The organism is Streptacidiphilus alkalitolerans, assembly GCF_042511045.1.
In the GTDB taxonomy this organism is placed as follows: domain Bacteria; phylum Actinomycetota; class Actinomycetes; order Streptomycetales; family Streptomycetaceae; genus Streptacidiphilus; species Streptacidiphilus alkalitolerans.
Map to the genome: position 1 here is coordinate 162,432 of NZ_JBHEZX010000016.1, position 26,523 is coordinate 188,954.

The window sequence follows — 26,523 nt, forward strand, 5'->3', positions numbered from 1 at the left end:
CTATCTACGCGCGTTTCACTCTCTCTCGTCACAGCGCGGCGGAGGGCGGGTGCTTGCAGATGGCGCAGTACGGCGAGGCGCGGCCACGGCGCGAACGGCCACGGCGCGTCAGACGGGTGCGGGAGAGCCCGGCCGGGTGGCTCTACACGGCCCCGGCCCTGCTGATCTTCTCGGTCTTCATCATCGGCCCGACCGCCTACACCTTCTACATCAGCACCTTCCACTGGAACGTGCTCAACACGGCGATGTCCACGTACACCGGATTCGCCAACTACCGCACGCTGTTCAGCTCCAGCACGCCCAGCTTCCTCTCCAGCGCCTGGCACTCGCTCTACTTCAGCGGGGCGATGGTGGTCGGCGGCACCGCGGTCTCGCTCGCCCTGGCCCTGCTGCTGCAGCGCGGCAGCAGGACGCTGCGGGCGGTCAGGGTCGCGGTCTTCGCGCCGCACGCCACCCCGGTGGTCGCCACCTCGCTGGCCTGGGTCTGGATCTTCAACCCGCAGTTCGGCCTGATCGACGCGGTGCTGCGGGCCTGCCACCTGCCGGTCTCGCAGTGGCTGTTCTCCAGCACCTGGGCCATGCCCTCGGTGATCGTCTACAGCCTGTGGCACGAGGTCGGCTTCACCGTGGTGCTGTTCCTCGGCGGCCTGGCCGTGGTCAGCCCGGAGCTCGGCGAGGCCGCGCAGATGGACGGCGCCAACGCCTGGCAGGAGTTCTGGCACGTCACCTGGCCGCAACTGCGCCCGATCACCCTGTTCGTGGTCGTCATCACCAGCATCAGCTCGCTGCAGGCCTTCACCCAGTTCTTCGAGATGAGCAAGGGCGGCCCGGCCTACGCCACCACCACCCTCAGCTACCTCGTCTACCAGGAGGCCTTCGTCCTCTTCGACACCGGGTACGGGGCGGCGCTCGCCGTGGTCCTGTTCGCGGTCACCGCGGCCTTCACCCTGCTCCAGCGGCGTACCGGCGACCGGATCGCCAGGTCCGCCTGACCCTCCCTCCCCTCAACTGACAGCAAGGGAACCCCCCATGTCCACTACCAGCAGAAGCCTCGTCCTGCTCGCCGCCGCGACGGCCGTCGCCGCGCTGGCCGGCTGCTCCTCGACCGCCCCGGCGGCGAAGAGCGGCGGCGCGTCCTCCGGCGGAAAGACCACCATCAGCTTTATGCAGGCCATGAGCAGCGGCACCCAGAAGAGCACTCTGGTGGCGCTGACCTCCGCCTTCGAGAAGGCCAACCCGGACATCACGGTCGACCTGCAGTTCCAGCCCGACTACGGCACCCTGCACGCCAAGGAGACCGCGGCGGTCGCCGCCCACAACGCCCCCACCCTCGGCCAGGCGTACGAGAGCTGGGCGGCCGAGTTCGCGAACAGCAAGGTCATCCTGCCGGTCGCCCAGTACGGCGGCAGCGACTCCCCGGCCGGGCTCGCCGACTTCTACACCGGGGTGCAGAACGACCTCAAGCTGCCGGACGGCAAGCTGTGGATGTGGCCGTTCAACAAGAGCGTCCAGGTGATCTTCTACAACCAGGACATGCTCAAGGCCAAGGGCCTTGCCGCGCCCACCACCTGGGACCAGTTCGCGACCGAGGCCAAGGCGGTCTCCGGCGGCGGGGTCACCGCGATCTCGGTCGACCCGGGCAGCAACGCCGCGCCGGGCGGCGGCGACACCATGTTCGAGGCACTGGCCGCCGCCAACGGCACCCCCGACTTCGCCAAGGACGGCACCCCGCAGTTCAACAGCCCGGCGGCGGTGCAGGCACTGACCTACCTGTCCGACCTGAAGAAGGCCGGCGCCCTGGCCGTGGGCAGCAACTACCCGGGCGAGACCGCGCTGGGCGCCAAGAAGGGCGCCTTCGACCTGAGCAGCGCGGCCGGCTACTACTACGAGAACCAGGCGGTGGGCGGCAAGTTCACCATGGGCACCGAGGTGCTGCCGACCGGCTCGTCCGGTCCCTCCAACATCATGACCGGCACCAACCTGGTGATGTTCGCCAGCGCGAGCCCGGCCCAGCAGGCGGCCGGGTGGAAGTACATGCAGTTCCTGGCGAGCGCCTCCAGCCAGGCCCAGTGGTCCAGCACCACCGGCTACCTCCCGGTCACCGCCAAGGCGCTGCCGCTGATGAGCGACTTCCTGGCGAAGAACCCCTATATGAACACCGCGGTGGCCGCGCTGGAGTACGCCGTGCCGACCCCGCCCTTCGCCTGGATCGCCAAGGCGCAGGGCGAGGAGGTCGTGGCCCTGCAGAACGTGCTGGAGAAGGGCGCCGACCCCAAGTCCGCCCTGGACGCCGCGCAGACCGCCGCGCTCGCGGACCAGAAGGCCGCGCAGTGACAGTGCCGCTCCGACTCCGCACCGCCGCGGCCCGGGCCGCGGCGGTGCTGGTCGGCCTGCTCTTCCTGCTGCCGTTCTACTACGTCCTGGTGACCTCGCTGAACTCGCAGAGCGCCTCGGCCTCGCTGTCGGACATCCTGCTGCCGCACTGGCAGTGGGCCAACTACAGCCGCGCCTGGGCGGCGGCCCCGTGGCCCCGGCTGTTCCTCAACACCGTGCTGATCGCCTCCGCGACGGTGCTGCTGGCCCTGGTCACCTCGCTGCTCGCGGGCTTCGCCTTCGGGGTGATGCGGTTCCGCGGCCGGGGCCTGCTGTTCAGCCTGGTGCTGGCGGTGCTAATGGTGCCGGGGACGGTGCTGATCATCCCGGACTACATGATCGCCAACGACATCCACTGGCTGGACACCTACTGGATCCAGATCGTGCCCTGGGGCGCCAGCGTGTTCGGGATCTTCCTGGTCCGGCAGTTCTTCATGGGCCTGCCGCAGGAGCTGTTCGACGCGGCGGAGCTGGACGGCGCGGGACGGCTGCGGATGCTGTGGTCGATCGGTGTGCCGCTGGTCCGACCCGCGCTGCTGATCATTACCCTGAATGTGTTCCTGGCCAGCTGGAACTCCTTCCTCTGGCCGTTCATCATGACCCAGAGCGCAGGGGTCCAGCCGGTCGAGGTCGGCCTCGCCGCCTTCGCCGGGTCCGACGGCACCGACTACACCGGCCTCTCGGCGGCGGTGGTCTTCACCACCGTGCCGGTGCTGGCCTTCTTCCTCGCCCTGCAGCGCCACTTCATCACCGGCGCGATGTCCACCGCCGGAGGCGTCCGTGGCTGACCCCGCCCAGGCCGTGCTGGTCACCGACTTCGACGGGACGCTCTACCGGGGCGACGGCCCGGTCCGTCGTTATGCCGCCCTCACCGCCGAGCGGTTGGGCGGCCCGGCCGGCCGGGTGCTGCTGGACGGGGTGGACGGCTTCCTCGCGACAGGCGCACCGGGATCGGCCGTGCCCGAGGCGGTGGACGGCTGGGAGGCCGTCGCCCTGCTCGGCCTGCGCCACGGCCTGGAGCAGGAGGATCTCGACGCCGCCTTCCTGGCCACCAGGGAGTGGATGAACGGCCCCGGCTGCGCCCTGGAGGTCCCGTCCGGCTACGCCGACCTGCTGGCGCGGCTGCGGGCGGACGGGGTGCGGGTGGTGCTCGCCACCAACAGCCCGGCCGAGGGGCTGGACCTGCTGCTGCGCCGGCTCGAGCTGCTGCCGCTGGTGGACCAGGTGGTCTCCGGCACCGGAAAACCGGCCGGACTGCACCGGCTGCTGCGGCGCGAGCTGGCCCTGACCGGAGCGCCGGGACGGATCCTGGTGGTCGGCGACCACTGGCGCAATGACATCGCCCCCGGCCTGGTGCTCGGCGCCGCGACCGGCTACATCGACCGCTTCGGCCGCGCGGACGGCCCGGCCGACGCGGTCGCCGCGGAGGTCGAGGGCCTGCTCGACCCGCTGCGGGCCTGGGCGGCCGGGGCCCTGGCCGGCGGCGGGCAGCCGTCCGGCAAGCAATCGAACGAGGAGTACTGACGCATGGTCACCATCGAGTTCTGGGGCGGCCTCGGCGTCATCGGCGGAAGCAAGGTGATGGTCCGTGACGGCGCCCACCGGGTGCTGCTGGACATCGGCCTCGACATCCCCAGCGGACGGGACCCGTTCCGGGCCCCGGTGCGGACCCGTCCCGGGCGCGAGCTCGCCGACCGGCTGCGGCTGGACGTCGCCCCGCACATCCCCGGCCTGTTCGACCCCGCCGCGCTCGACCCGGGATCGCCGCTGGCCGAACCGGTCGGCGCGGCCGGGGACACCGCGGTGTTCGTCAGCCATCCCCACATCGACCACGTCGGCCTGGCCGGCTTCGTCCGCGCCGACATCCCCGTGCACGCCCACACCGACGCGGTGGACCTGCTGCGGGCCCTGGACGCCAGCGGGCAGGGGCTGGCCCACGGCGACCCGCACTGGCACCGGCTGGACGACCGGCAGCGGGTCGCGGTCGGCCCGATGGAGGTGGAGTGCGTCGCGGTGGACCACGACGTCCCCGGCGCCTCCGGCTACCTGGTGCACACCTCCGACGGGACGCTCGCCTTCACCGGCGACATCCGGTTCCACGGCCGCCATCCGCAGCGCTCCTGGGGCTTCACCGACCGCGCCGCCGACTGCGACGTGCTGGTCACCGAGGGGACCACGCTGGGCTGGGAGACGCGCGGCCCGCTCCGGGGCGAGGCCGACGTGGAGCGGGACTTCGCCGCCGCGCTGGAGCGGACGCCGGGCCTGGTACTGCTGTCGATGTACGCGCGGGACCTGGAGCGGGTCGGCGCCTTCCTCGGCCTGGCCGGGGCGGCGGGCCGCAGCGTGGTCTGGCCCGCGCCGGTCGCCGCGTTCCTGCGGCTGGCGGGCGTCGGCGGCCGGGCCGAGGTGCTGTCGGCGGCGGAGGTCCCGCTGTCGGACGTGCACGGCGCCCCGTCCAGGTACGTGGTCGCCCCCGACCCCGACGACCTGCCCTCGCTGCTGGACCTGCCGGTGGGGGAGGGCTTCCCGGCGAGCGTCCTGGTGCACGCCAACGGCGAGCCGCTGGGTCCGTTCGAACCGCGCTGGGAGCCCTTCACCGACTGGCTGGCGGCGCTCGGTGTCGAACTGCGCCAGATCGGCTGCTCCGGGCACGCCGACCAGGACCAGCTGCACCACATGCTGGAGCGGATGCGCCCCCGGGTGGTCTTCCCGATCCACACCACGGCCCCGGCCCGGCTGCACCCCCCGCTGGGGATGAGCCGGGTCCTGGCCGGGTACGGGCGGCGCTACGACTTCCGCGGGCGGACCGCCGGGCGCGCCGAGGGGTGAGCCGGGCGGTGCGCCGCCGCATGGGCCGCGGCGTCCGCGGTCGAGCGCTTCAGCAGGTAGTCGACCACCGGGACGGTGCCGGCCACGCCGTCGGACACCATGAACGGCGAGGTGCGGTAGGTGCCGCCGACCACCACGCTGGGCATCTCATGGACGTCGTAGTGCTCCCGCAGGGCCGGGGCGTCCTGGGTCTCCCGCTGCACCTCGGGCGAGTTCCAGGCGTCGGTCAGCTGCTGCTGGTCGATGCCCTCCTGTTCGGCCCAGTTGTTCAGGGCGTCCGGCTGGGTCAGGTCCCAGTGCTGGTCGCGGACGGCGTGGAAGACCTCGTGCTCCAGCTTGTCGGCCAGGCCGAGCCTGTCCAGGGTGTAGTAGAGCCGGGCGTAGGCCATCTCCTCGGGCTGGTCCGCCCAGGCGGCCGGGATGTGCCGGACGGTCACCGGCGGGTTCTGCCGCGCGGCCCAGTCCCGGAGCGGCTGGGCCAGCTGGTAGGAGTGCGGGCAGTCGTACCAGAACACCTCGACCACCTCGCGCGGCGAGGCCGTCACCGGATGGGCGATGCGCTGGTACTGGACCCCGGCCTGGGGCGTCTCGGCGGCCGATCCGCCCGGGGCCTGCAGGCCGACGAGCGAGGCGGCGAGGCCGAGCGCGGCGAGGGCGCGGACCAGGCTCCTGGGTGCGGTCGCGGTCTTGAGCGTCGTCATGGGACGACCATGGCGAACCCGCGGACGGAGCCGGGCGAGGCGCGGCCGTGAACCCCGGGATTTCGCCCGTACGAGTCATGGAAAGAGGGGCCTGACCAGCGCTTTCGCGCAGGTGCAGGCCCCTCGGGGAGAGTACGGGGGAGTGCGGGTACGTACGGGGACGGCTCAGCCGGCCGGGGTGGTCGCGGCGGTCTGCGGCGGCACGTGGATCGCGGTGCTGAACCAGTCGAAGTACATGCCGGCCGAGACCAGCAGGCCGACGAAGCCCAGCACGACGGCGGCGATGGCCACTGCCTTGATCCAGTTCGGGGTGACCCGGACGGCCAGGAACTGGGCGCCGAACAGCACCGCGGCGCCGACCAGGATCGCCACGGCGGCGAAGATGCCGTTGTGCCAGGCCATCGTGTGCCACGGGCCGGTGTAGCCCTCGGCGAGCTGCGTCGCGGTGGACTTGCCGGAGGCGTTCAGGCTCGCGTTGAACTGGGTCTGGGTCAGGATGATCGTGCTGAACCAGGTGCCGGAGATCGAGACCAGGCCGAGGGCCGCGGCGCTGATGGCCGCCGCGCCGCCGAGGATCCCCTTCGACAGGCCGCCGGAGGTGATGTCCTCCAGCTCCTCGTCGGTCAGGTCCTCGGGGTCCTTGTCCTCGGGGCTGAGTACGTCATTGGGGCGCGGCGTCCACACCTTGGGGGTGGCGGGCGCGTCTTCGGAATCCTCGGAATCCTTGGTCAGAACCGTGGTGGCGGACGACTCGACGGGGGCTGTCTCGTCGTCGGCGGGCTCGGACGGCTTCGGGAGCTCGGTGGGGCTGGAGGTGGACATGCGCAGACCATAGTGGCGATTAGTGAAAAACGTATGAACCATCCAAGAATTGGTTTCCGGGCGGATCCGCTGGTGGGAGGCACCTGCGCAGGTCGCCGGGTATCTGGTCCTGTCCAGCTCTGCCAGCTATTCGCGTCAGGTCTTGTACGGAATCGACCCCTCGCACGAACGGGTGTGCCTCGTAGTGTCGAAGGGTGGGCCGGTCCGCCCTTCCAGGGACGGACCGATCCGGACAGACTTGGAGTTCCAGAGATGGTGGTTCTGCGATGAGCGATCTGCGTGAGGCTGCTGTGGCCACGGCTGCGGCGACCGCCGCAGCCCCGTCCGCCCCGGAGGCTCCGGCCGTCCCGGCGGTCGGCGGCGGCGACAGCCGGGGGCGCGTCGCCGAACTGCACGCCATCCAGGCGCAGGCCCACGCGGGCCCGAGCGACCGGGCCACCGAGGCGCAGCGCGCCAAGGGCAAGCTCACCGCCCGCGAGCGGATCGCCCTGCTGCTGGACGACGGCTCCTTCAACGAGGTCGAGCAGCTGCGCCGGCACCGGGCCACCGGCTTCGGGCTGGAGAACAACAAGCCCTACACGGACGGTGTGATCACCGGCTGGGGCACTGTCCACGGCCGCCCGGTCTTCCTCTACGCGCACGACTTCCGGATCTTCGGCGGGGCGCTGGGCGAGGCCCATGCGCAGAAGATCCACAAGATCATGGACATGGCCATCCAGGCCGGTGCGCCGCTGGTCTCGCTGAACGACGGCGCCGGGGCCCGGATCCAGGAGGGCGTCACCGCGCTGGCCGGCTACGGCGGCATCTTCCAGCGCAACACCCGGGCGTCCGGTGTCATCCCGCAGATCAGCGTGATGCTCGGCCCGTGCGCGGGCGGCGCGGCGTACTCGCCGGCGCTGACCGACTTCATCTTCATGGTCCGCGAGACCTCGCAGATGTTCATCACCGGTCCTGACGTGGTCCAGGCCGTCACCGGCGAGAAGATCTCGCAGAACGGCCTCGGCGGCGCCGACGTCCACTCCGAGGTGTCGGGGGTGTCGCACTTCGCCTACGACGACGAGCGCACCTGCCTGGAGGAGGTCCGCTTCCTGCTCTCGCTGCTGCCGCAGAACAACCGGGAGACCCCGCCGGTCGAGCCGACCGAGGACCCGGCGGACCGCCGCTGCGAGGCGCTGCTCGACCTGGTCCCGGCCGACGGCAACCGCCCGTACGACATGCGCAAGGTGATCGAGGTGCTGGCCGACGACGGCCAGTACATGGAGATCCACGAGCGCTGGGCGACCAACATCATCGTGGCGCTGACCCGGATGGACGGCCAGGTCGTGGGCATCGTGGCGAACCAGCCGCAGTCCCTGGCCGGGGTGCTGGACATCCACGCCAGCGAGAAGGCCGCGCGCTTCGTGCAGATGTGCGACGCCTTCAACATCCCGCTGGTCACCCTGCTGGACGTGCCGGGCTTCCTGCCGGGCGTGGACCAGGAGCACGGCGGCATCATCCGGCACGGCGCCAAGCTGCTCTACGCCTACTGCAACGCCACCGTGCCGCGCATCTCGCTGGTGCTGCGCAAGGCCTACGGCGGCGCCTACATCGTGATGGACTCCCGCAGCGTCGGCGCCGACCTCGCCTACGCCTGGCCCACCAACGAGATCGCGGTGATGGGCGCCGAGGGCGCGGCCAACGTCATCTTCCGCCGCCAGATCGCCGCCGCCGACGACCCCGAGGCGATGCGGGCCCAGATGGTCAAGCAGTACAAGGACGAGCTGATGCACCCCTACTACGCCGCCGAACGCGGCCTGGTGGACGACGTCATCGACCCCGCCGAGACCCGGCACATCCTGATCCGCGCCCTGCACATGCTGCGCAGCAAGCACGCCGACCTGCCGCAGCGCAAGCACGGCAACCCGCCCCAGTAACCGGAGGCACCCACTCATGACCACCGTCATCGACCCCACCCCTCCCGACACCCTGGTCCGGGTCGTCAAGGGCTCGCTCGCCGACGAGGAACTGGCCGCGCTGACCGCGGTGCTGCTGGCCCGTGCCGCGGCCCACCCGGTCAAGGGCGGCAAGGGCAAGGCCGGCGGCGGCGCGGCGGGCGACGCCCAGGCGCAGGCCCGCTGGCAGCGCCCCGAGCGCCGTCCCGACTACCGCTCGCCGGTCAGCTGGCACAGCTGAGCGTCCGCCGGTACGCATGACAGTGCGGGCGGGCTCCCCGGCTACCGGGGAGACCGCCCGCTGCTGTTTGCTGTCGGTCTGTCAGACCGTCAGTTCAGGTGTCAGCAAGGGCCGTTGTCGGTCCAGACGCCCACCGGGCTGCCCGGGAGGTCGTTCTGGGTCCACCACTTGGCGGTCCACTTGTGGCCGCCGTAGCTGACCGTCATCCCGTTGGTGTAGATCGAGGTGGAGTTCCACGCCGTCAGTCCGGCGCAACCGCTGCCGCCGGTGGGCGGGGTCGTGGTCGGCGGGGTGGTCGTCGGCGGCGTGGTGGGCGGGGTCGCCCCGGCGAACTTCACGCTGAACTTGGTGAAGTCCCAGGCGTTCTGGGCCACGCTGCTGCAGGTCCCGGAGGTGCGGCCGCCGTTGTCGGCCGGCGTGCACTGCCGGTCGCGGTTCACCGACCAGTTGGTGAAACGGGCCAGGCCGTGGCTGGTGGCGAAGTCCAGCACGGTCTGGAAGTCCGTCTGGGTGAAGATCTCGCCGCTGTCGCTGCGTCCGTTCATCTGCGAGATGCCCTCATGGGCGTACGCGTTGGCGGAGGTCCAGCCGAAGGTGCTCATCAGCAGCGAGTTGAACGCCTGCAGCGCGGAGATCTGCGAGGCCGCGCCGTTGAAGCCGCCGTCGAACGGCATGATCGAGTAGTTGTTGGGGGTGAAGCCGTCCGCCTTGGCCTGGAGCAGCATCTGGGTGCCGAACCAGCCGGTGCCGGCCGCCGTCCCGGCGGTGGTGATGGAGACGTACAGGCCGGGGTTGTTCTGCTGCAGGATCTGCGCCGCGCCGACCTCGTTGGCGACGGCCGCGGTGTTCTCGTACTCCGGCTCCTCCAGGTCGAAGTCGATGGCGTGCAGCCCGTACTTGGTGATGACCTGCTGGTACGCGGCGGCGGTCGCGGCCGGGGTGCCGCAGGTCTGGCCGAGCTTGGTGCCGCCGTAGCCGCCGATGGAGATCGAGACGTCGCCGCCGGCCGCGCGGATGCTGCTGATGGTCGAGGCGACCGCGGTGTCCGAGGAGACCGGGGCGGTGCCGCCCCAGGTCGGCGTACAGCCGCCGCCGTTGGGGGCGAGTACGAAGGCGAGCTGGAAGGCCTTCAGGCCGGTCGCGTTCATCACGTCGACCGGGTTGGGCGGGTCGTTGTCCAGCGGCATCAGGTACGGCGCCGCGGCGTACCAGTTGCTGCTCAGGGCGGCCGAGGCGGTGACGGAGGCCTGCGCGCTGCCTCCGCCCGCCGTGACCAGAGCGGTCGCCGCGAGCGCGGCGGTACCGACGGCGGCGAGTACGCGGGTGCGGGTCCTGCTGCGCGTGCGCGCGCGTGTGGGGGTTGTACGGAACACCGGTGCTCCTCGAGGGGGAGAGGAAGAAAGGTCTGTACCGGTGCTCACAGTGGAGGAGATGACGGCTGGGCGTCAATAGGATGGACTAGACCTAGGACTAGACCAATTTCTCTTGAGCCTCGCTTAACCCGCGAGCACCGCGACCACGGTTGTGCCAGGTCGGAACTCCCCGCGGGCCAGCTCGGCGAAGACTCCGAAGAGGGCCTTGGCCTCATATCCGAGATCGAGGACGATCCCGTGCGCGGCCTTGAACTCCTCGGCGAACGCGACGAGTTCACGCGTGCTGCGGCCGTAGCCGCCGAAGCAGTAGCCCTCCTCGATCCGCCAGTTCGAGGTACGCCGACCGAAGGCCTCCACTTGCAGCGCGGCGGTCTCGGCGTCCAGCGGGGCGTGGCTCAGGGCCGCGAAACCAATGGCGCGCTGCTGCGGTGCCAGACCGGCGGCGAGTCCGGCCAGGGTGCCGCCGGTGCCGACCGAGACAGCCACGACCTCGGCGCCGGAACCCGCCAACTCCTGCCCAAGCGGCACGCACCCGCGCACCCCGGCGGCATTGCTGCCGCCCTCGGGGACCACCAGGGCGGGCCCGTGCCGCCGGCGCAGTTCGCCCAGCACCTCGGCGGACATCCGCCGCCGCCAGGTGCCGCGGTCGATGAAGTCGAACTCCATGCCCCAGTCGGCAGCCTGGGCCAGCGAGGCGTTGAGGGGGCGGCCACGCAGTTCGTCGCCCCGTACCACTCCGACGGTGCGCAGACCCGACTCCCGCCCGGCCGCGGCGGTGGCCCGGAGGTGGTTGGAGTAGGCCCCGCCGAAGGTCAGCAGGGTGTCCTGGCCCGCGGCCCTGGCCTCGGCCAGATTGGGCAGCAGCTTGCGCCACTTGTTGCCGGGGACGGTGGGATGCAGCAGGTCGTCCCGCTTCAGCAGCAGCCGGACACCGGCCGCGGCGAGGCGATCGTCCCGCAGTTCCTGCAGCGGAGAGGCCGCGTCATCGGTCGTCCGGTTCACGTAGTGAGGCCGTACGCCTGCGCGATCAGCTGGTAGGAGTGGTGCCTGGCCTCGTGCCCGTGGATATTGCTGGTGATCATCAGCTCGTCCGCGCCGGTCCGCTTCCGCAGCTCCAGCAGGCCCTCGCGGACCTCGGCCGCATCGCCCAGCACCACGTTCGACAGCCAGGCGTCGAGGAACTCGCGCTCGGCCGGGGTGTACGGGTGCGCCTCCGCCTCCTCCGGTGTCGGCACCAGCGCGGGCTGCCCGCGCCGCAGCCGCAGCATCGCCAGCGCCCCGGACCCGGCCAGCCGCCGCGCCTGCGCGCTGCTGTCGGCCGCCACCGCGCCCACGCCGATCAGCGTGTACGGCTCCGCCAGCACCTCGGACGGGCGGAACGACTGCCGGTAGAGGTCCAGCGCGGGGACGGTGTTCCCGGCGCTGAAGTGGTGCGCGAAGGCGAACGGCAGGCCCAGCCGCCCGGCCAGCTGTGCGCTGAAGCCGGAGGAGCCCAGCAGCCAGATCGGCGGACGGCCCCCGCCCGGCGCGCTCGCCTCACCCGGCACCGCACGCAGCCGCTGGTACGGGTGGCCGGCCGGGAAGTCGGCGTCCAGGAACCGGGTCAGCTCGCTGAGCTGCTGCGGGAACTCCTCGGCGGTCTCGTCCAGCACCCCGCGGCGCAGCGCGCGGGCGGTCGCCTGGTCGGTGCCGGGAGCGCGGCCGAGGCCGAGGTCGATCCGGCCGGGGTGCAGCGCGTGCAGGGTGCCGAACTGCTCGGCGATCACCAGCGGGGCGTGGTTCGGCAGCATCACACCGCCGGAGCCGAGCCGGATGGTCGAGGTCGCGGCGGCCAGATGCGCCAGGAGCACCGCCGGGGCGGAGCTGGCGACGCCGGGCATGCCGTGGTGCTCGGCCACCCAGAACCGGTGGAAGCCCCACTCCTCGGCCTTCCGGGCCAGCGCAGTGGTCGCGGCCAGGGCCTGGGTGGGGGTGTAGCCCGCGCCGACGGTCGCCAGATCGAGGATCGACAGCGGCGTCTCCGCCGAACCCCGGGCCCGCCCGGGAACCTGCGCGGCGAGGTCGGGAACCCCCGACGCGACATCTGGCGTTTCGAGCGGTTCGGACTGACTCACGGCGGTGCTCCCACGGATACGACTCCAACGACCCCTGTCCTGCCTGGCAACCGCCCAGCCCCCCACTCTGTTCCCGCCCCGCCCAAAACCCACCCACCCAGCGACACGAGGAACCGCCCCCCACCCCGCCCCCACCCGCACCGAGGCGCGAGGAACTGCGCGCCTAGCCCCGCGCCATCCCGCACCGACCCCACCTTCGCTTCATCCCACCTACCCAGGGGCGCGAGGAACTGCGCGCCCAGCCCCGCACCACCCGCACCCAGCGAACCAACCCCAGCACCAAACCCCCCTTCCCGCCCCGCGCAGGGTTCACCACCCCGCCCCGCGGGGGATGCACCTGGCATGGACGCGTACGGCACCACCCTCCCCGAGGACCTGCTCCTGCTCTGCGCGTCCCCGAACGACCCCCGCAACGACCCCCGCAACGACCCCCGCAACGCCCCCCGCCTCCGCCAGCCCAGCCACTTCCGCCTCGCCCTCGCCGGCGGCACCCTCGCCGAGCTGCTGGCCGCCGGGGCCGCCGCCCTGGAACGCAACCGCCTGGTGCTGCTCCACCCGGGCCCCTTCGGGCACCCCGCCCTGGACGCCGCAGTCACCACCCTCTCCGGCTACGCCGCGCCTCCGCGCGGCGCCCGGGTCCGCTCCTGCGTCAACCGGCTGTCCCGGCGGGCCGCCGAACCGTACCTGCAGTCGCTGGTGGACCGAGGGCTCGCCCAACGCCGCGTCTGGAAGCTGCTCGGGCTGATCCCGATCACCCAGTACACCGTGACCGACCGGGGCGCCGCCGCCCACAAGCTGGCAGCCGCCCTGGTCACCGACGCCGTCGACAACCCCGAGGCCGACCCCCGCTCACTCCAACTCGCCGCCCTCGCCCACGCCGTGGACCTCACCCGCCGGCTCTACCCGGGCCCGGTCGCCAACCGCAGGGCCCGCCAGCGCCTCGCCGCCCTCACCCGCCAGGACCCGGTCGCCTCCGCCGTCCACGCCGCGGTCCGCGCCGCCAAGGACGTCCAGACCGGCAGCGGCTGACCCCGCAAAGCAGGGGGTGGTCGGAAGCACCCGCGCAGGTCAGGTAGTATTTCCGCTGTGCCCAAACAGCGGCGAAAAGCCACTGCCGACGTCACACAGATCAAGCGCCGCTAGCTCAGTTGGTTAGAGCAGCTGACTCTTAATCAGCGGGTCCGGGGTTCGAGTCCCTGGCGGCGCACAGCGAGGCCGTCCTTCTTCCGGGAAGGGCGGCCTTTGGCGTTTCCACGCGCGGGTTCGCAATTGCGGCGGGGCCCTTAACCCGGTGTCCGGGCGTGGAGGGAGTCGGTTAGTCTGCGCTCTGCCGACCGTGTGATCCGCCGGGGCGGCCGTTGGAGGGGAACGAACACGTGTCAAACCTTGCGTTGCTGGGGCCTGCCGCGATCGGGGCCGCCATAGCCGTCCGCACGTTCGCGAAGCGCGGTTCGTCCGGCGTCGGCGGCGCCGGCCGCGCCGCCACCAGTGCCACCGGCTCCGGCAGCACCACCGCCGCCGGCGGCCCGAAGCCGGTGCCGGTCGACCCCACCTACGGGGACCCGGAGCTCGCCGCGCTGCGGAACGCCGTGGCGCACGCGGACTGGCCCGCGATGGAGGCGATCCTGCGGCCCTGCCGGGAGCGGGGCGACCACGAGCGGCTGACCTGGCTGATCACCTGCGTCGACGACCTCGGCGGCGACTTCCTGCTCACGCTCCCCGAGCGGCAGCCGGGCAACGCCCTCGCGCTCACCCTCTCCGGCGCCCGGCACGTGGCCTGGGCCTGGGAGGCGCGTACCGGCGCCCGTGCCTCGCAGGTCTCGCAGGAGAAGTTCCGGATCTTCCACGAGAGGCTGCAGGCCGCCGAGGCCCCCCTCTACGCCGCGGTCGAGGCCGACCCCGAGTCGGCCACCCCGTGGTGCTTCCTGACCACGATCTCGCGCGGCCTGGAGCACGGACACGAGGTGACCCGGCGCCGGTTCGAGGCCGGGGTCCGCCGCGACCCGCACCATGTGGCCCTGCACGCGTCGATGCTGCAGCAGATCTGCGCGAAGTGGAGCGGGTCGCACGAGCAGATGCACGGCTTCGCCCGGCGGTCGCTGGAGCAGGCCCCGCCCGGCAGCGGCATCGGCGTGCTGACCGCGACCGCGCACCTTGAGCACTGGCTGGACCTGCCCAAGGGCGAGGACGCCGCGTACATGCGCAGCGGCGGCGTCCTGGTCGAGCTCAAGGAGGCCGCCGCCGCCTCGGTGCTGCACCCGGCGTACGCCCCGACCGATTCGCCCCATGCCGCGCTCAACGCCTTCGCCATGGCGTTCTGGCTCGCGGGCGACCGGGCCACCGCCCACGACCTGTTCCGGAGGATCGGCGACCGTCCGACCAGACTGCCGTGGGGCTACGCCGGGAACGCGGGGCGGGTGTTCGCCACGGCGCGCCAGGAATGCAAGAAGAGGAAGTAGGAAGCACTCCAGTGACCACACCCCAGCCGGGCCACACCTTCCAGGTCGACCTGCGCGGCCTTGTCGACCTGCTGTCCCACCACCTCTACTCCTCTCCCCGGGTCTACCTGCGGGAACTGATGCAGAACGCCGTGGACGCGATCACCGCGCGGCGCCTGCTCGACCCCTCGGCCCCGGCGCGGATCACCATCCGCACCGACGCGGGCGGCGGCATCGTGGTCGAGGACTCCGGCGTCGGGCTCACCGAGTCGGACGTGCACACCTTCCTCGCCACCATCGGCCGCTCCTCCAAGCGCGGCGCGGACGGCGAACTCGACCTGTCCGCCGCGCGTGCCGACTTCATCGGCCAGTTCGGCATCGGTCTGCTCGCCTGCTTCGTCGTCGCGGACGAGATCACCGTGGTGTCGCGCAGCGCCCGCGAACCGGGCGCGCCCGCCGTCGAGTGGCACGGCCGCAGCGACGGCACGTACAGCATCCGCACCCTGCCCGTCGGATCGGTCGCGCAGCCGGGGACCACGGTGACGCTGACCCCGCGCGCCGACGGCAGCGAGTGGCTGGAGCCCGGCCGGGTGGTGCAACTGGCGCGCCACTTCGGCTCGTTGCTGCGCTACCAGGTCGAGGTGGTGGACCGGCACGGCGACGTGGTCCGGGTGAACGACACCCCGCCGGTGTGGGAGCGGCCGTACGGCTCGCCCCTGGCCCGCCGCGAGGCGCTGGCCGCGTACGGCAGGCAGGTCTTCGACTTCAACCCGCTGGACACCATCGACCTGGACATCCCGCTGGTCGGGCTGAAGGGCGTGGCGTTCGTGCTGCCGACGCCCGCGCACCCGACCAAGCGGTCCGGCAACCGGGTGCACCTCAAGGGGATGCTGCTGTCCGACCAGGCCACCGAACTGGTGCCGGACTGGGCCTTCTTCGTGTCCTGCGTGGTGGACACCACCGGTCTGCGTCCCACCGCCTCGCGGGAGGCGCTGTACGAGGACGAGACGCTGGCCGCGGTCCGGGACGCGATCGGCGAGCGGGTGCGCCAGTGGCTGACCGGACTGGCCGCCTCGGACCTGGCGCTGCTGCGGCGCTTCCTGGACGTGCACCACCTCGCGGTGAAGGCACTGGCCCGCTACGACGACCAGTTGCTCGCGCTGCTGCTGCCGTGGCTGCCCTTCGAGACCACGGACGGCACCGTCAGCCTGGACGAGTTCGCCCGCGCCCACCCGGTGGTGCTGGTCACCCAGACCGTCGAGGAGTTCCGGCAGGTCGCGCCGATCGCCGCCGCCGCCGGGATGGGCGTGGTCAACGGCGGCTACGTCTACGACCGGGACCTGGTGCACCAGCTCCCGCTGGTCCGGCCCGGCGTCACCGTCGCGGACCTGGACCCGGAGACCGTCAGCGCGCACCTCGACAGCGTCGACCCGGCGGCCGAGCTGGCCGCCGCGCCGTTCCTGGCCCGGGCCCGTGCGGTGGCGGACCGGTTCGACACCGATGTGGCGCTGCGCTCCTTCCAGCCGGTGGGCGTGCCCGCCATGCTGGTGGACAACCGGGAGGCCCGCCATGAGCGCCGCCGCTCCGAACTGTCCTCCAAGGCAGACGAGTTGTGGGCCGGGATCCTCGGTTCGCTGAGTGCCTCCACGCCCCGCGCACAGCTGATCCTCAATCACCTCAACCCATTGATCCGCAAGCTCGCGGAAATGGCCGGGACGGCCGACCCGCAGCTGTCCGAGACGGCGATCGAGGCGCTCTACGGTCAGGCGCTGCTGCTCTCCCGGCGGCCGTTGCGACCGACCGACCACGCGCTGCTCAACCGCTCGTTCCTGGGCCTGCTCGAGTTCGCGACCCAGGCCGCCGGCCCCACCGGCCCCGGACAGGAGAAGGCCCAGTCATGACCGCACCCACCACGAGGGACGAGTTCTTCCTGGCCCTGCGCGAGAACCGGGAGCGGCCCAAGGGACGCGCCACCGCCGCGGTCGCCGAGGAACTGGTCGAGGCCGCCGAGGAGTTCGGCGACCCCGAGGTCACCGTGTCGGCCCTGGTGGAGCTGATGAGCGCCTACCACGGCAGCGGCGAGACGGTGAAGTACCCGGTCGCGTTCGCCCGGCTGCTGGGGCTGTGGGACGAGAACCCCAAGGCGTTCGACGAGTCCGAGGTCCGCCGGCTGTTCTGGTTCTTCAAATGGGTCGCCAACGGCCTGCTGTCCACACCGGACGTGCCGCTCGCCTCGATCCGCGGCTGGATCGCCGAGATGCGCCGCCGCTACCAGGAGGCAGGCCACGGCCTGCAGCCCGTCTACGCCCAGGAGTACAGCCTGGCCCAGCAGGTGGGCGAACGGGAGGAGCTGGCCTACGAGTTGTGGGCCACCCGCGGACGGACGGAGTTCACCGACTGCGAGGCCTGCGAGGCCCGGGACCGCGCCAACCACCACATCCGGCGCGGAGACGACCGGAAGGCGCTGGCGGAGCTGCAGCCGACCTTCGACGGCCGGCGCAGCTGCGACGAGGAGCCCCACAACAGCCAGGCGCTGGCCCTGCTGCCGCTGCTGCGGCTCGGGCGGTCCGACGACGCGCGGGCGGCGCACCTCACCGGCTACCGCAAGGTGCGTGGGAAGGAGGCGGAACTCAACGCGGTGGGCCGGCACCTGGAGTTCTGCGCGCTGACCGGCAACGAGGCCCGCGGCCTCGAACTGCTGGCCCAGAACCGGTCGTTGTTCGACTTCACCGCGTCCCTGGCCAGTCGCCTAAGCTTCCTCACCGCCGTGCAACTGCTCCTGGCCCGGCTGGTCGACACCGGCCACGGGCAGCTGCCCTGCGCCGGGCCGCTCGGGGCGGAGTGGACCGTCGCGTCGCTCCGGGACGCCGTCGCCGGGCAGGCCGACGAACTGGCGTCGCGCTTCGACACCCGCAACGGGAACGACACGGTGTCCGCGCGCCGCCGGGAGCGCCTCGCGGCCCAGCCGCTGGCAGCACAGCTGAACCTGGGCGTGCAGACCTCGGCCCTGGCCGAGCCGGCCGCCGGCGCCGCTGCCGGGACCGCGCCCACGGCGTCATCCACGACGTCATCCACTGCTGAGATCCCCCAGAACTTCGCCGAACTCGTCGCCGAGGTACGCCGCCTGGACCGGGAGAACCACCCCGGCTCCCGGCTGCTCTGGGACGCGCTGCTGGAGCGGGCGGCGGACGAGGGCGATGCCGTCGACGACCTGCTGCGCGGCGAGATCGCGTCGGAACTGGCGCACCGCGCGACCAAGCGGCAGGACTGGGACGCCTGCGCCGCCCGACTGCGCGAGGCCGTGGAGCACTACACCCGGGCCCACCAGGCCGAAGGTGGAGACGAGACGGGCCCGGCCGGCTCCTCGGCGAGGATGCTGGCGTCCGAGTCGCGGCTCGCGTGGTGCGAGGCCACGCGGGACGACGTCACTGATGCCGCCGCCGCGGCGGAAGCGGCCTGGCCGGTCTTCGACGACCTGTTGGCACGCTTCGAGGTCCTGATGGCCGCCGGTTTCGACACGGAGGAGGCGCGGCGCGATGCCCTGGGCCGGAAGCTGGTGGTGCGTCAGAGCCGGGTGCTGACGGCACGTCACGCACTGCTGCACACCGACGCACCCGAGCAGCACACCCGCTGGGCCGAGCAGTTCACCGCGGAGGCGCAGACCCTGATCGCCGAGGGCGACTCCACCGACCGGGCGACCCAGGTCTCCCTGGCCCACGAGGTGCTCGCGGAGTACCAGGCCACCCACGGTGCGCCGGTGGAGGGCGAGGCCTCCGCCCGCCGGGCCATCGAGATCTTCACCGCGTGGGACTGGCCCTGGCGGATGCCGCGCGGCCGTCTGCTGCTGGCGCTCGCGCTCCGGTCGCAGGGACGCAACGCCGAGGCGATGGCCGAGATCGAGCGCGGCCTTGCGGAGGCCCCCGCCGACATCCCCCCGGACGAGTTGACGCCGCTGCACCGGTTGCTCGGCGACACCGCGTTGCGGGCCAAGCAGTACCCGACCGCGGTGCGGGCGTTCTCGGAGGCGGCGGCGCGACTGGACCGCGAGCGCGAGCCGCAGCAAGCGCGGTCGGTGCGCTGGGAGTTGAGCCGAGCGCTGCGCGCCCAGGGCTCGACCGCCGACGCGGTGGCCGTGCTGGAGACCCTGGTGGACCAGACGGGTCCGGATGTCGCGAACGGCGCGGACAGTTCGGATGGAGAAGGCCAAGTGCCATCCTCGGCTGAGCAGTTGACGGCCCAGATCCGCGTCGATCTGGCCAACTCCCTGCTGTCGCTGGGGGAGCCGCGTGAGGCCGCGAAGGAGTTCCTTCGGCTGGCCGACGCCGTCAGCCGTTGGTCCGAGAAGGGACCGCTGACCTCCGCCGCCGCGGGTGCCGCCGGCGCACTGGCGGCGGCCGGCAACTGGGAGGCTGCCCGGGCGGCGCTCGAACGCGCGCTGGCCTCCCACGCGGAGGCGCCGTGCCTCCCCGACCTGACCGACACGCTGCGCACCTTCGCCGCCGAGGCGATCGAGGCCCGCGGCGCGGAAGCGGCCGAGGAAGCCCTCGGCTACGTGGACCAGGCGGACCAACTGCGCGAGGAGTCTCAGGACCTGGCGCGCGAGCAGTTCCTCAGCGTGGACGTCGATGTGGCGCAGTGCTCCCACACCCGCGGCCATGTGCACGCCGCCGCGGGGCGCCCTGCGGAGGCGCTGGCGGCGTTCGAGCAGGCTGTCGCGGCGTACGACCGGGCGGGTTATGCCGAGGCGCCGGCCCGGTTCGAGTCGGTCCGGATGGCGGCGCTGGTGGAAGGCCGTGCCCTGGACCGGGCCCCGGCGGCGCGGGAGCGCCTGGACAAGGCCGCCGCGGAGGCGCAGGCCGCGGGCCTGGCGGATGCGGCGACGACGCTGCGCCGCCTGCGGGACAGCCTCAACTGACCCCGCGGCCGGTCAGATGAGCCTGAGCTGCGTCGGCGCCGGAGTCTTCTCGGTCTTCTCGTCCGGGGAAGGCTCCGGCGCCGTCCCGCGTGGGGTGCGCCGATCGCGCATGCCGTACCCGGCGGCGAGTTCCTGGACCTGGCGGGTGATCCGGCGCTGGTACCAGGCGGGGGCGTAGGCGCTGTTGCGGTAGAGCGACTCGTAGCGGCGGACCAGGTCGGGCCGGTACCGGGCGAGCCACTGGAAGTACCACTCGCGTGCGCCGGGGCGCAGATGCAGCACCAGCGGGGTGACGGACGTCGCGCCACTGGCGGCGATCGCGCGGACGGTGGCGTCCAACTGCTCGGGGGAGTCCGAGAGATGGGGGAGCACCGGCGCCATCAGCACGCCGCAGCGGATGCCGTGGTCGGTCAGCGTGCGGCAGACCTCCAGGCGCTTGCCCGGGGAGGGGGTGCCGGGTTCCACGCTGTGCCACAGGTCGCGGTCGGTGAAGCCGACCGAGACGGCCGTGGACACCTCGGTGACCTCGGCCGCCTGTTCGAGGATCGGCAGGTCGCGCAGGATGAGCGAGCCCTTGGTCAGGATGGAGAAGGGGTTCGCCCGGTCCCGCAGCGCGCCTAGGATGCCGGGCATCAGCCGGTAGCGGCCCTCGGCGCGCTGGTAGCAGTCGACATTGGTGCCCATGGCGATGTGCTCGCCCTGCCAGCGCGGCGCGGCCAGTTCGCGGCGCAGCAGTTCGGCGGCGTTGACCTTGACGACGATCTGGCTGTCGAAGTCGTGCCCGGTGTCCAGGTCGAGATAACCGTGGGTGCTGCGCGCGAAGCAGTACACGCAGGCGTGGCTGCACCCCCGGTAGGGGTTGATCGTGCATTCGAACGCCATCCGCGAACTGCCCGGCACCCGGTTGATGATCGACCGCGCCCGCACTTCGTGGAAGGTGATCCCGCGGAACTCCGGCGTGTCAAAGGTCCGGCTCACCACGTCCAGCCCGAACAGTGCGGGCGCGGCAGCACTGTCAGCGCCCAGATTCTGCCAGCGCATACCGCCTCCTAGTACATGTGTTCGATAGCCCCGTCATCTCAGAGTAGAACACATGAGCGAATAAGTCCCGGCTCGGCCGGGACGGGTCTGTGGCACACTGCGTTCGCGGAATTCGCAGGTGGAGTGCCTGGCGGTCGGCACAAGGGGAAGGTTGGGCGGGGTGCGCAAGAGCGAGGCCAAGCAACTGCTGGAGCAGGCGCGGGACTTCTGGAAGGCGGAGGAGTGGCAACTGTCCGCCGACCGCTACGAGGAGGTGCTGCGCTCCTTCCCCGACGAGGAGGGCAGCAGCATCTGGTGGTTCGACGCGGCGCTCGCGCACAAGTTCCTACGCAACTGGGAGAAGGCGTTCGAACTCGGCAAGGAGGCCGCCGCCAGGGCACCGCGCGGGGAGGCGGATCCGGCGTACTGGAACCTGGGGATCGCCGCGACGGTGCTGCGTGACTGGCCGGTCGCCAGGGATGCCTGGAGCGGCTACGGCATCACTGTTCCCGAGGGGGACGGGGAGATCGTGGGCCGGTACGGCATGGCCTGCGTGCGGTTGGACACCGATGGCGAACGCGAGGTGGTGTGGGCACAGCGGTTGTGCCCGACCCGGGCCCGGGTGGTGAGCGTGCCGGTGTCGGCGGGGCGGCGGTTCGGAGAGGTGGTGCTGCACGACGGGGAGCCGACCGGGGCGCGCGTCGCGGAAGGCCGCAAGCACAGCGTCTTCGACGAGATCCTCCTGTTCGAACCCTCCGAACTGCCCACGCACGGGGTCACCGTCACTGCTCCCGGCGCCGAGGATCTAGAAGCGCTGTTCGAGTGCTTCGCCGATCGGGGCTTCGGGGCGGAGCCTGCCAGCAGCGTGAAGCTGCTCTGCACCTGCTGCAGCGAGGGCAGCCATGAGCAGAAGTCCGGCGTCGACGTCGGCAGCGGAACACAGGACTTCATGCTCGCGGCCCCCGCGGACCAGGTGGTGGCGCTGCTCGACGGATGGGGCCGAGCGGCTGCGGGTCGTTCCTGGCAGGACCTGTATCCGGCGGGGTGAGGTCGGCGTCCGTCCGCCGAGGCCCGGGTCCGCGGGTTCGGGGAAACCAGTCGTATGCGCCCTATTGGTCCTACTACTGTTCAGGCACAGGGACGGCGACGTTCGGTGTGCTGACGGAGAGGACATCCCCGTGACTGAGGTGCTGGCGGCGAAGAGCCTGGCGGAGGGCCTGGTGTCGGCCGCGATGGGCCGGGTGCTGCCGCCGTCGCTGTCCCGGCGCGACCCGGTCGTGCGGGCGTCCGAGCATGCCGACTTCCAGTCGAACGTCGCCCTGTCGCTGGCCGGGTCGGCCGGGACGACGCCGCGGGCGCTGGCGCAGTCGCTGCGCCAGGAGCTCGACGGCGGGCCGCTGCTGGCGAGCCTGTCCGGGCCGGGGTTCCTGAATCTGACGCTGGCCGACAGCGCGCTCTGGAGCCTGCTGGCCGACCGGTCCGCGGATCCCCGGCTCGGGGTCGGCCGCCCGCTGGCGGGGGTCAGGACCGTGGTGGACTACTCCGGTCCGAACATCGCCAAGGAGATGCACGTCGGGCATCTGCGGACGACCGTGATCGGGGACAGCCTGGTCCGGGTGCTGGCGTTCCTCGGTGCGGACGTGGTGCGGCAGAACCATCTGGGCGACTGGGGAACCCAGTTCGGGATGCTGATCCAGTACCTGGACGAGCATCCCGAGGCCCCGTGGCGCTGCAGCGACCCCACGGTGGCCGACGCCGGGGACCAGGTCTCCGCGCTGGACGGCCTGTACCGGGTTGCCAGGGGGGCGTTCACGGCCGACCCCGGGTTCGCCGAGCGGGCGCGACGGCGGGTGGTGGCGCTGCAGGCAGGCGACGAGGCGACGCTCGCGGTGTGGCGGGATCTGGTCGCGGTGTCCTCGGAGGCGTTCCAACTCCTCTACGACCGGCTCGGGGTGCAGCTGACCCGGGCGGACGAGGCCGCCGAGTCGAGCTACAACCCCTACCTGGACGAGATCACCGAGGCCCTGGTGGCAGCGGGGATCGCGGTGGAGAGCGACGGTGCGCTGTGTGTCTTCTTCGACGACGTCACCGGTCCTGACGGCGAGCCGGTGCCGCTGATCGTGCGGAAGGACGACGGCGGCTTCGGCTACGCGGCCACCGATCTGGCGACGCTGCGGCACCGGGTCGACACGCTCAAGGCGGACCGGATCCTCTATGTGGTCGACGCCCGGCAGGCGCTGCACTTCCGGATGGTCTTCGCCACCGCCCGGCGGGCCGGCTGGCTGCCCGACCGGGTGGAGGCGGTCCACGTCCCCTTCGGCACGGTGATGGGTCCCGGCGGCACCCCGTTCAAAACCCGGGCCGGGGGCACGGTGCGGTTGTCCGAGCTGCTGGACGCGGCCGAGGACGGGGCCCGGGCGGCGCTGGCGGAGAAGTCGCACGACCTGACCGGGGCGGAGCTGGAGCGGGTGGCCAGGGCGGCCGGGATCGGCGCGGTGAAGTACGCCGACCTGTCCACCTCGCGGGCCAAGAACTATGTCTTCGACATCGACCAGATGGTCTCGCTGCAGGGCAACACCGGTGTCTACATGCAGTACGCCCACGCCCGGGTGCGCGCCATCCTGCGCAAGGCGCCCGAGGGCGCGCTCGACCGGGGCGTCGACACCGCCCTGCCGCTGCACCCGGCCGAGCGGGCGCTGATCCTGCTGCTGGACGGCTTCGGGGCGGTGGTCGGCGAGGTGGGCCGGGAGTGGGAGCCGCACCGGCTGTGCGGCTACCTGTTCGCGCTGGCCAAGGCGTTCACCGAGTTCTACGGCGACTGCCCGGTCCTCAAGGCGCCCACGGACGAACTGCGGTCCAACCGGCTGGTGCTGTGCCGACTGACCGGGGACACCCTGGCCCGGGGCCTGGACCTGCTCGGCGTCGAGGCCCCGGAGCGGATGTAGTCAGGGTGTGGTGTCAGGGTGTGGTGTTCTGCGCCGGGGTCAGGGTCAGCAGCACCGGCCCGGTGGCGGAGCTGGAGTTGGTCGGGGCTCCGGTGAAGGGCGCGGCCGACTCGCTGGACGAGGAGGACGGCGCCTCGGTGGCCGGGGAGGACACGGTCGGCGTCGGCGTCACGGGCGCCGTCGAGGGCGGTGTCGACGGCGGCGTGGAGGACGGGCTGCTCGCGGAGGTGCTCGGCGCGGAGGAGCCGGAGGAACCGGAGGAACTGGTCGACGGCCTGGAACCGGACGTGGAGGTGCTCGGGGTGGGGCTCGGCGGGGGCACCTTGTGGTCCGAGCCGCCGTGGCTGCCGATCGGCCGGTTGAACCAGGTCCCGTGCGTGGGGTCGTAGAGCACGATGACGGTGATCTGGACCACCGCGGGCTCCACGATCACGACATTGGACGGCCGGTAGGACGACCACGCGGTGCCGGTGTAGCTCTGTGGGGTGCTGGTCTGCACGGGCGGGCTCAGCGGGTTTCCGCAGGCACAGCGGGCCTTGGGCAGGCCGTGGGCGTCGATGAGGACGGCGGTGCCGCTCTGCAGCACCGACTGGAACGAGGTCGCGGCGCCATTGCTGAAGCCGTGGTTGGTGACCCGGGTGTCCACCCGCAGCACCACCGGCGTCAGCGACTTCAGATAGGACGGGATGGAGCTCTGCGGGATGCCCTCGACGCCGGCCCAGGCCCTGCCCTTGTCCGGGTGCGCGGTGAGGTAGGCCGAGAGCTGGGCCACGTCGCAGCTGGAGAGGTGCTCGGAGCCCCCGTACAGGCCGACGGCCGAGCCCTGCACGGTGCTGGCCGTGCCGGTGCCGCTGCTGACCCCGGCGCTGCCGCTCGGCGCGGACGGGGTGGGGGTCGGGGTGGCGGCCGTCTTGGCGACCGACGGGCTGAACGGGGCCGGTCCCGCGTCGTTGACCGGCTGCAGGGCGAGGGCCTGGGTGCTGGTGGCCTCCGGCTTGGACGACTTTCCGCCCAGCACCACGGCCAGCACGATGGCGACGGCGGCCACCGCGGCCACGCCCGCGAGCGCCAACGGACGACGCCACCAGGGGCGGCGCGGACGTCCTCCGGAGGCCGCGGCGGACCCCAGCTGACGGCCGGGCGGCGGCGGGGGCGGGGCCGTCCCTGACAGCTGCGTCGGCGGCTCCCCGGGCGGGGTGGAGGACTGGGCCGTCGGCGGCGGTGTCTGCGGTGTCTGCGGTGCCTGCGGTGGCGTCGGTGGCGGGGCCGGGACGGACCGGTCGGCGGAGGGCGGTCCGGGTATCTGCCCGGACGGCGGGGGGCTTGACGAGGGGCTGGACGAGGGGCCGGAGACCGGCCCGGACGGCGGCCCCGCGGGCGGACCGGTCGGCGGTTCGGGTTCGGCAGGGGATCCAGCGGGCGGTTGGGTACTCACGAGCCTTGCCTCCCAGGCATGGACGGCCGGCGCCGCCCAGCAGGGCGGCCCCTGGTATCACCCCTCCGGACGGCACGGACGGTCCGTGCACGTCCCGCACGTCCAATTGTGTTGTCGCGACCGGGTGACCTCGCAACCGCAGGAGGAGTCGGCTCGCCGACTGCGGTGGTGTGGCCGAAGCTGGAGGCGATGGTCCTGTAGGCAATGGTCAGGGCTGCGGGAGGAGGCGGCGTGCAACCCAGTGACGTGTCGACACCCTCCCCGCGGTCCGCCGGGCCCCGGGCGCTACTCAGCGGCTGGGGCTCCGCTGCCGGGACCGTGCTCGGCGCCCTCGCCGCCATGGTTGCGGTCGCGGCGCTCGGGCTGTGGCTGGCGCAGGCCACCGCGCTGCCCGGAGGCGCGTTTCTGCCCGTGGTCGCCGCGACCGTGCTGATGGCGCTGGGCGTACCGGTGTCGCTGGACGGGAGCGCGGGCTTTCTGGCGCAGGCGCACGCCGGGATCGCGGCCCTGCCGCTGTCGGTGAGCCTGGTCGGGGCACTGGTGGCGGCCTTCTGCTTCCTCCGGCCGCTGCGGCTGCGGGCCGTCGCCGGCACCGGTGAGCTGCTCGGCCGGGCGGCGCGGGTGGCGGTGCTGTGGGTGGTGGCGCTGCTGCTGCTCACCCGGTTGGCCCGGCACAGCTTCACCCTCTCCACCGGCAACGGCGTGACCGACCAGCTCGGCGGCGCGCTCGGGGCCACCCCGACCGTGGGCTTCCGTACCGGGGTGCCGGCCACGGTCGGGTTCGGACTGCTCTGGCTGCTGGTGGTGCTCGCCCTGGCCTTCGCGGTCTCGCGGGCGGCTCCACTGCCGGCCGGGCTGCTGCGGTTCCAGGCGGCGGTACGGCCCACCGCCTCGGCGGTGCTGGTGATTCTGCTGGCGTATGTGGTGCTCGGCCTGGTCGCCGGGGTGGTCACCGCGGTGGTGCGGGGACAGGCCCGCGACACCTTCGCGGTGGTGGCGCTGGCCCTGCCGAACCTGGTCTGGCTCGCCTTCGGCATCGGCCTCGGCGGGGCCTGGCACGGCCATGTGAACGCCGGCATCGGCCTGCCGATGCCGAAGGCCCTCTCCTCGGTCCTGCAGACCGCGGGGACCAGGGACGTCACGCTGGACCTGGGCGCGCTGTCCCGCTACGACGGCCGGGTCTGGCTGCTGCCGGTGCTGGCCGGGGTGCTGTTGCTCGGCAGCGCGGTGGTGATGGCCGCGCGGGCGTCGCGGCGGGTGGGGCCCTGGCACTGGGCGCTCCGCCTGGGCGCGGCGCTGGCTGTGACGATGCTGCTGGTGGGGGTGCTGACGCGGGTGTCCGCGGGGTACGGGCTCGGGCTGCTCGGGGTCGGCGGGGGTGGGGGG

At 72.5% G+C, this 26,523-nt stretch carries 21 protein-coding genes and 1 tRNA gene; 15 read left to right on the plus strand and 7 right to left on the minus strand.

Going from position 1 to position 26,523, the window contains the following annotated elements; genetic code table 11:
- Positions 1 to 116 precede the first annotated feature (116 nt).
- The 5 genes from ACEZDG_RS29725 to ACEZDG_RS29745 are packed head-to-tail and all read left to right on the plus strand — an operon-like array spanning position 117 to position 5,202.
- Positions 117 to 992: a carbohydrate ABC transporter permease gene (locus ACEZDG_RS29725; RefSeq protein WP_380515317.1), complete on the plus strand. Its 876-nt coding sequence runs from the start codon at positions 117 to 119 to the stop codon at positions 990 to 992.
- Positions 993 to 1,029: 37 nt separating this feature from the next.
- Positions 1,030 to 2,334: an extracellular solute-binding protein gene (locus tag ACEZDG_RS29730; RefSeq protein WP_380515319.1), complete on the plus strand. Its 1,305-nt coding sequence runs from the start codon at positions 1,030 to 1,032 to the stop codon at positions 2,332 to 2,334.
- A complete protein-coding gene (locus ACEZDG_RS29735; RefSeq protein WP_380515322.1) occupies positions 2,331 to 3,161 on the plus strand; it encodes a carbohydrate ABC transporter permease in 831 nt (276 codons plus the stop codon). Before ACEZDG_RS29730 ends, ACEZDG_RS29735 begins: the two co-directional genes overlap by 4 nt.
- Positions 3,154 to 3,897 carry an HAD family hydrolase gene (locus ACEZDG_RS29740; protein WP_380515325.1) on the plus strand — a complete coding sequence of 248 codons (744 nt, stop codon included), beginning with the start codon at positions 3,154 to 3,156 and terminating at the stop codon, positions 3,895 to 3,897. The genes ACEZDG_RS29735 and ACEZDG_RS29740 overlap by 8 nt, the downstream gene beginning before the upstream one ends.
- Positions 3,898 to 3,900: 3 nt before the next feature.
- Positions 3,901 to 5,202: an MBL fold metallo-hydrolase gene (locus ACEZDG_RS29745; protein ID WP_380515328.1), complete on the plus strand. Its 1,302-nt coding sequence runs from the start codon at positions 3,901 to 3,903 to the stop codon at positions 5,200 to 5,202.
- Here ACEZDG_RS29745 and ACEZDG_RS29750 read toward each other — a convergent pair.
- Together ACEZDG_RS29750 and ACEZDG_RS29755 are read right to left on the minus strand one after the other, a co-directional pair.
- Positions 5,160 to 5,903: a thiol:disulfide interchange protein DsbA/DsbL gene (locus ACEZDG_RS29750; RefSeq protein WP_380515330.1), complete on the minus strand. Its 744-nt coding sequence runs from the start codon at positions 5,901 to 5,903 to the stop codon at positions 5,160 to 5,162. The two genes, ACEZDG_RS29745 and ACEZDG_RS29750, sit on opposite strands and share 43 nt — an antisense overlap.
- 165 nt (positions 5,904 to 6,068) lie before the next feature.
- Positions 6,069 to 6,725, minus strand: a complete 657-nt coding sequence (locus tag ACEZDG_RS29755) for a hypothetical protein (RefSeq protein ID WP_380515333.1) — start codon at positions 6,723 to 6,725, stop codon at positions 6,069 to 6,071.
- 266 nt (positions 6,726 to 6,991) lie between these two features.
- On the opposite strand from ACEZDG_RS29755, the gene ACEZDG_RS29760 reads away from it, so the two are divergent.
- Entirely contained in the window at positions 6,992 to 8,638 is a 1,647-nt protein-coding gene (locus tag ACEZDG_RS29760; RefSeq protein ID WP_380515335.1) for an acyl-CoA carboxylase subunit beta, read from the plus strand.
- A gap of 16 nt (positions 8,639 to 8,654) precedes the next feature.
- Positions 8,655 to 8,897: an acyl-CoA carboxylase epsilon subunit gene (locus ACEZDG_RS29765; RefSeq protein WP_380515337.1), complete on the plus strand. Its 243-nt coding sequence runs from the start codon at positions 8,655 to 8,657 to the stop codon at positions 8,895 to 8,897.
- 101 nt (positions 8,898 to 8,998) lie between these two features.
- Here the strand turns inward: ACEZDG_RS29765 and ACEZDG_RS29770 are convergent, their stop codons facing one another.
- The 3 genes from ACEZDG_RS29770 to ACEZDG_RS29780 all read right to left on the minus strand — a co-directional run bounded on the left by ACEZDG_RS29770 (position 8,999) and on the right by ACEZDG_RS29780 (position 12,282).
- Positions 8,999 to 10,270: a chitinase gene (locus ACEZDG_RS29770; protein WP_380515340.1), complete on the minus strand. Its 1,272-nt coding sequence runs from the start codon at positions 10,268 to 10,270 to the stop codon at positions 8,999 to 9,001.
- 123 nt (positions 10,271 to 10,393) lie between these two features.
- Positions 10,394 to 11,272 carry a 1-aminocyclopropane-1-carboxylate deaminase/D-cysteine desulfhydrase gene (locus ACEZDG_RS29775; protein WP_380515343.1) on the minus strand — a complete coding sequence of 293 codons (879 nt, stop codon included), beginning with the start codon at positions 11,270 to 11,272 and terminating at the stop codon, positions 10,394 to 10,396.
- A complete protein-coding gene (locus ACEZDG_RS29780; protein ID WP_380515388.1) occupies positions 11,269 to 12,282 on the minus strand; it encodes an LLM class flavin-dependent oxidoreductase in 1,014 nt (337 codons plus the stop codon). Before ACEZDG_RS29780 ends, ACEZDG_RS29775 begins: the two co-directional genes overlap by 4 nt.
- A 444-nt stretch (positions 12,283 to 12,726) precedes the next feature.
- Between ACEZDG_RS29780 and ACEZDG_RS29785 the strand changes: the two genes are divergently transcribed.
- From ACEZDG_RS29785 to ACEZDG_RS29805, 5 genes are all read left to right on the plus strand, one after another.
- Positions 12,727 to 13,413 (plus strand): GOLPH3/VPS74 family protein, encoded by a 687-nt coding sequence (locus ACEZDG_RS29785; protein WP_380515345.1) that lies wholly within the window; start codon positions 12,727 to 12,729, stop codon positions 13,411 to 13,413.
- A 104-nt stretch (positions 13,414 to 13,517) separates the two neighbouring features.
- Positions 13,518 to 13,591: transfer RNA gene (locus ACEZDG_RS29790), tRNA-Lys, on the plus strand.
- 169 nt (positions 13,592 to 13,760) lie between these two features.
- Positions 13,761 to 14,843 (plus strand): hypothetical protein, encoded by a 1,083-nt coding sequence (locus tag ACEZDG_RS29795; protein WP_380515347.1) that lies wholly within the window; start codon positions 13,761 to 13,763, stop codon positions 14,841 to 14,843.
- Entirely contained in the window at positions 14,825 to 16,723 is a 1,899-nt protein-coding gene (locus tag ACEZDG_RS29800; RefSeq protein WP_380515350.1) for an HSP90 family protein, read from the plus strand. Before ACEZDG_RS29795 ends, ACEZDG_RS29800 begins: the two co-directional genes overlap by 19 nt.
- Positions 16,720 to 19,737, plus strand: a complete 3,018-nt coding sequence (locus ACEZDG_RS29805; protein WP_380515353.1) for a hypothetical protein — start codon at positions 16,720 to 16,722, stop codon at positions 19,735 to 19,737. Before ACEZDG_RS29800 ends, ACEZDG_RS29805 begins: the two co-directional genes overlap by 4 nt.
- 12 nt (positions 19,738 to 19,749) lie before the next feature.
- Here the strand turns inward: ACEZDG_RS29805 and ACEZDG_RS29810 are convergent, their stop codons facing one another.
- On the minus strand, positions 19,750 to 20,778 hold the full coding sequence (locus ACEZDG_RS29810) for an Rv2578c family radical SAM protein (RefSeq protein ID WP_380515355.1): 1,029 nt from the start codon (positions 20,776 to 20,778) through the stop codon (positions 19,750 to 19,752).
- Between the two features lie 160 nt (positions 20,779 to 20,938).
- Between ACEZDG_RS29810 and ACEZDG_RS29815 the strand changes: the two genes are divergently transcribed.
- Both ACEZDG_RS29815 and argS read left to right on the plus strand, forming a co-directional pair.
- Positions 20,939 to 21,805 carry a tetratricopeptide repeat protein gene (locus ACEZDG_RS29815; protein ID WP_380515358.1) on the plus strand — a complete coding sequence of 289 codons (867 nt, stop codon included), beginning with the start codon at positions 20,939 to 20,941 and terminating at the stop codon, positions 21,803 to 21,805.
- 130 nt (positions 21,806 to 21,935) lie between these two features.
- Complete coding sequence (gene argS, locus ACEZDG_RS29820) at positions 21,936 to 23,702, plus strand: arginine--tRNA ligase (protein ID WP_380515361.1); 1,767 nt, start codon at positions 21,936 to 21,938, stop codon at positions 23,700 to 23,702.
- A gap of 13 nt (positions 23,703 to 23,715) precedes the next feature.
- On the opposite strand, the gene ACEZDG_RS29825 is transcribed toward argS, so the two are convergent.
- Positions 23,716 to 24,774, minus strand: a complete 1,059-nt coding sequence (locus ACEZDG_RS29825) for a DUF6777 domain-containing protein (protein WP_380515364.1) — start codon at positions 24,772 to 24,774, stop codon at positions 23,716 to 23,718.
- A gap of 594 nt (positions 24,775 to 25,368) precedes the next feature.
- Here ACEZDG_RS29825 and ACEZDG_RS29830 point away from each other — a divergent pair.
- On the plus strand, positions 25,369 to 26,523 hold a 1,155-nt coding region (locus ACEZDG_RS29830; protein WP_380515366.1), incomplete at its 3' end, for a streptophobe family protein.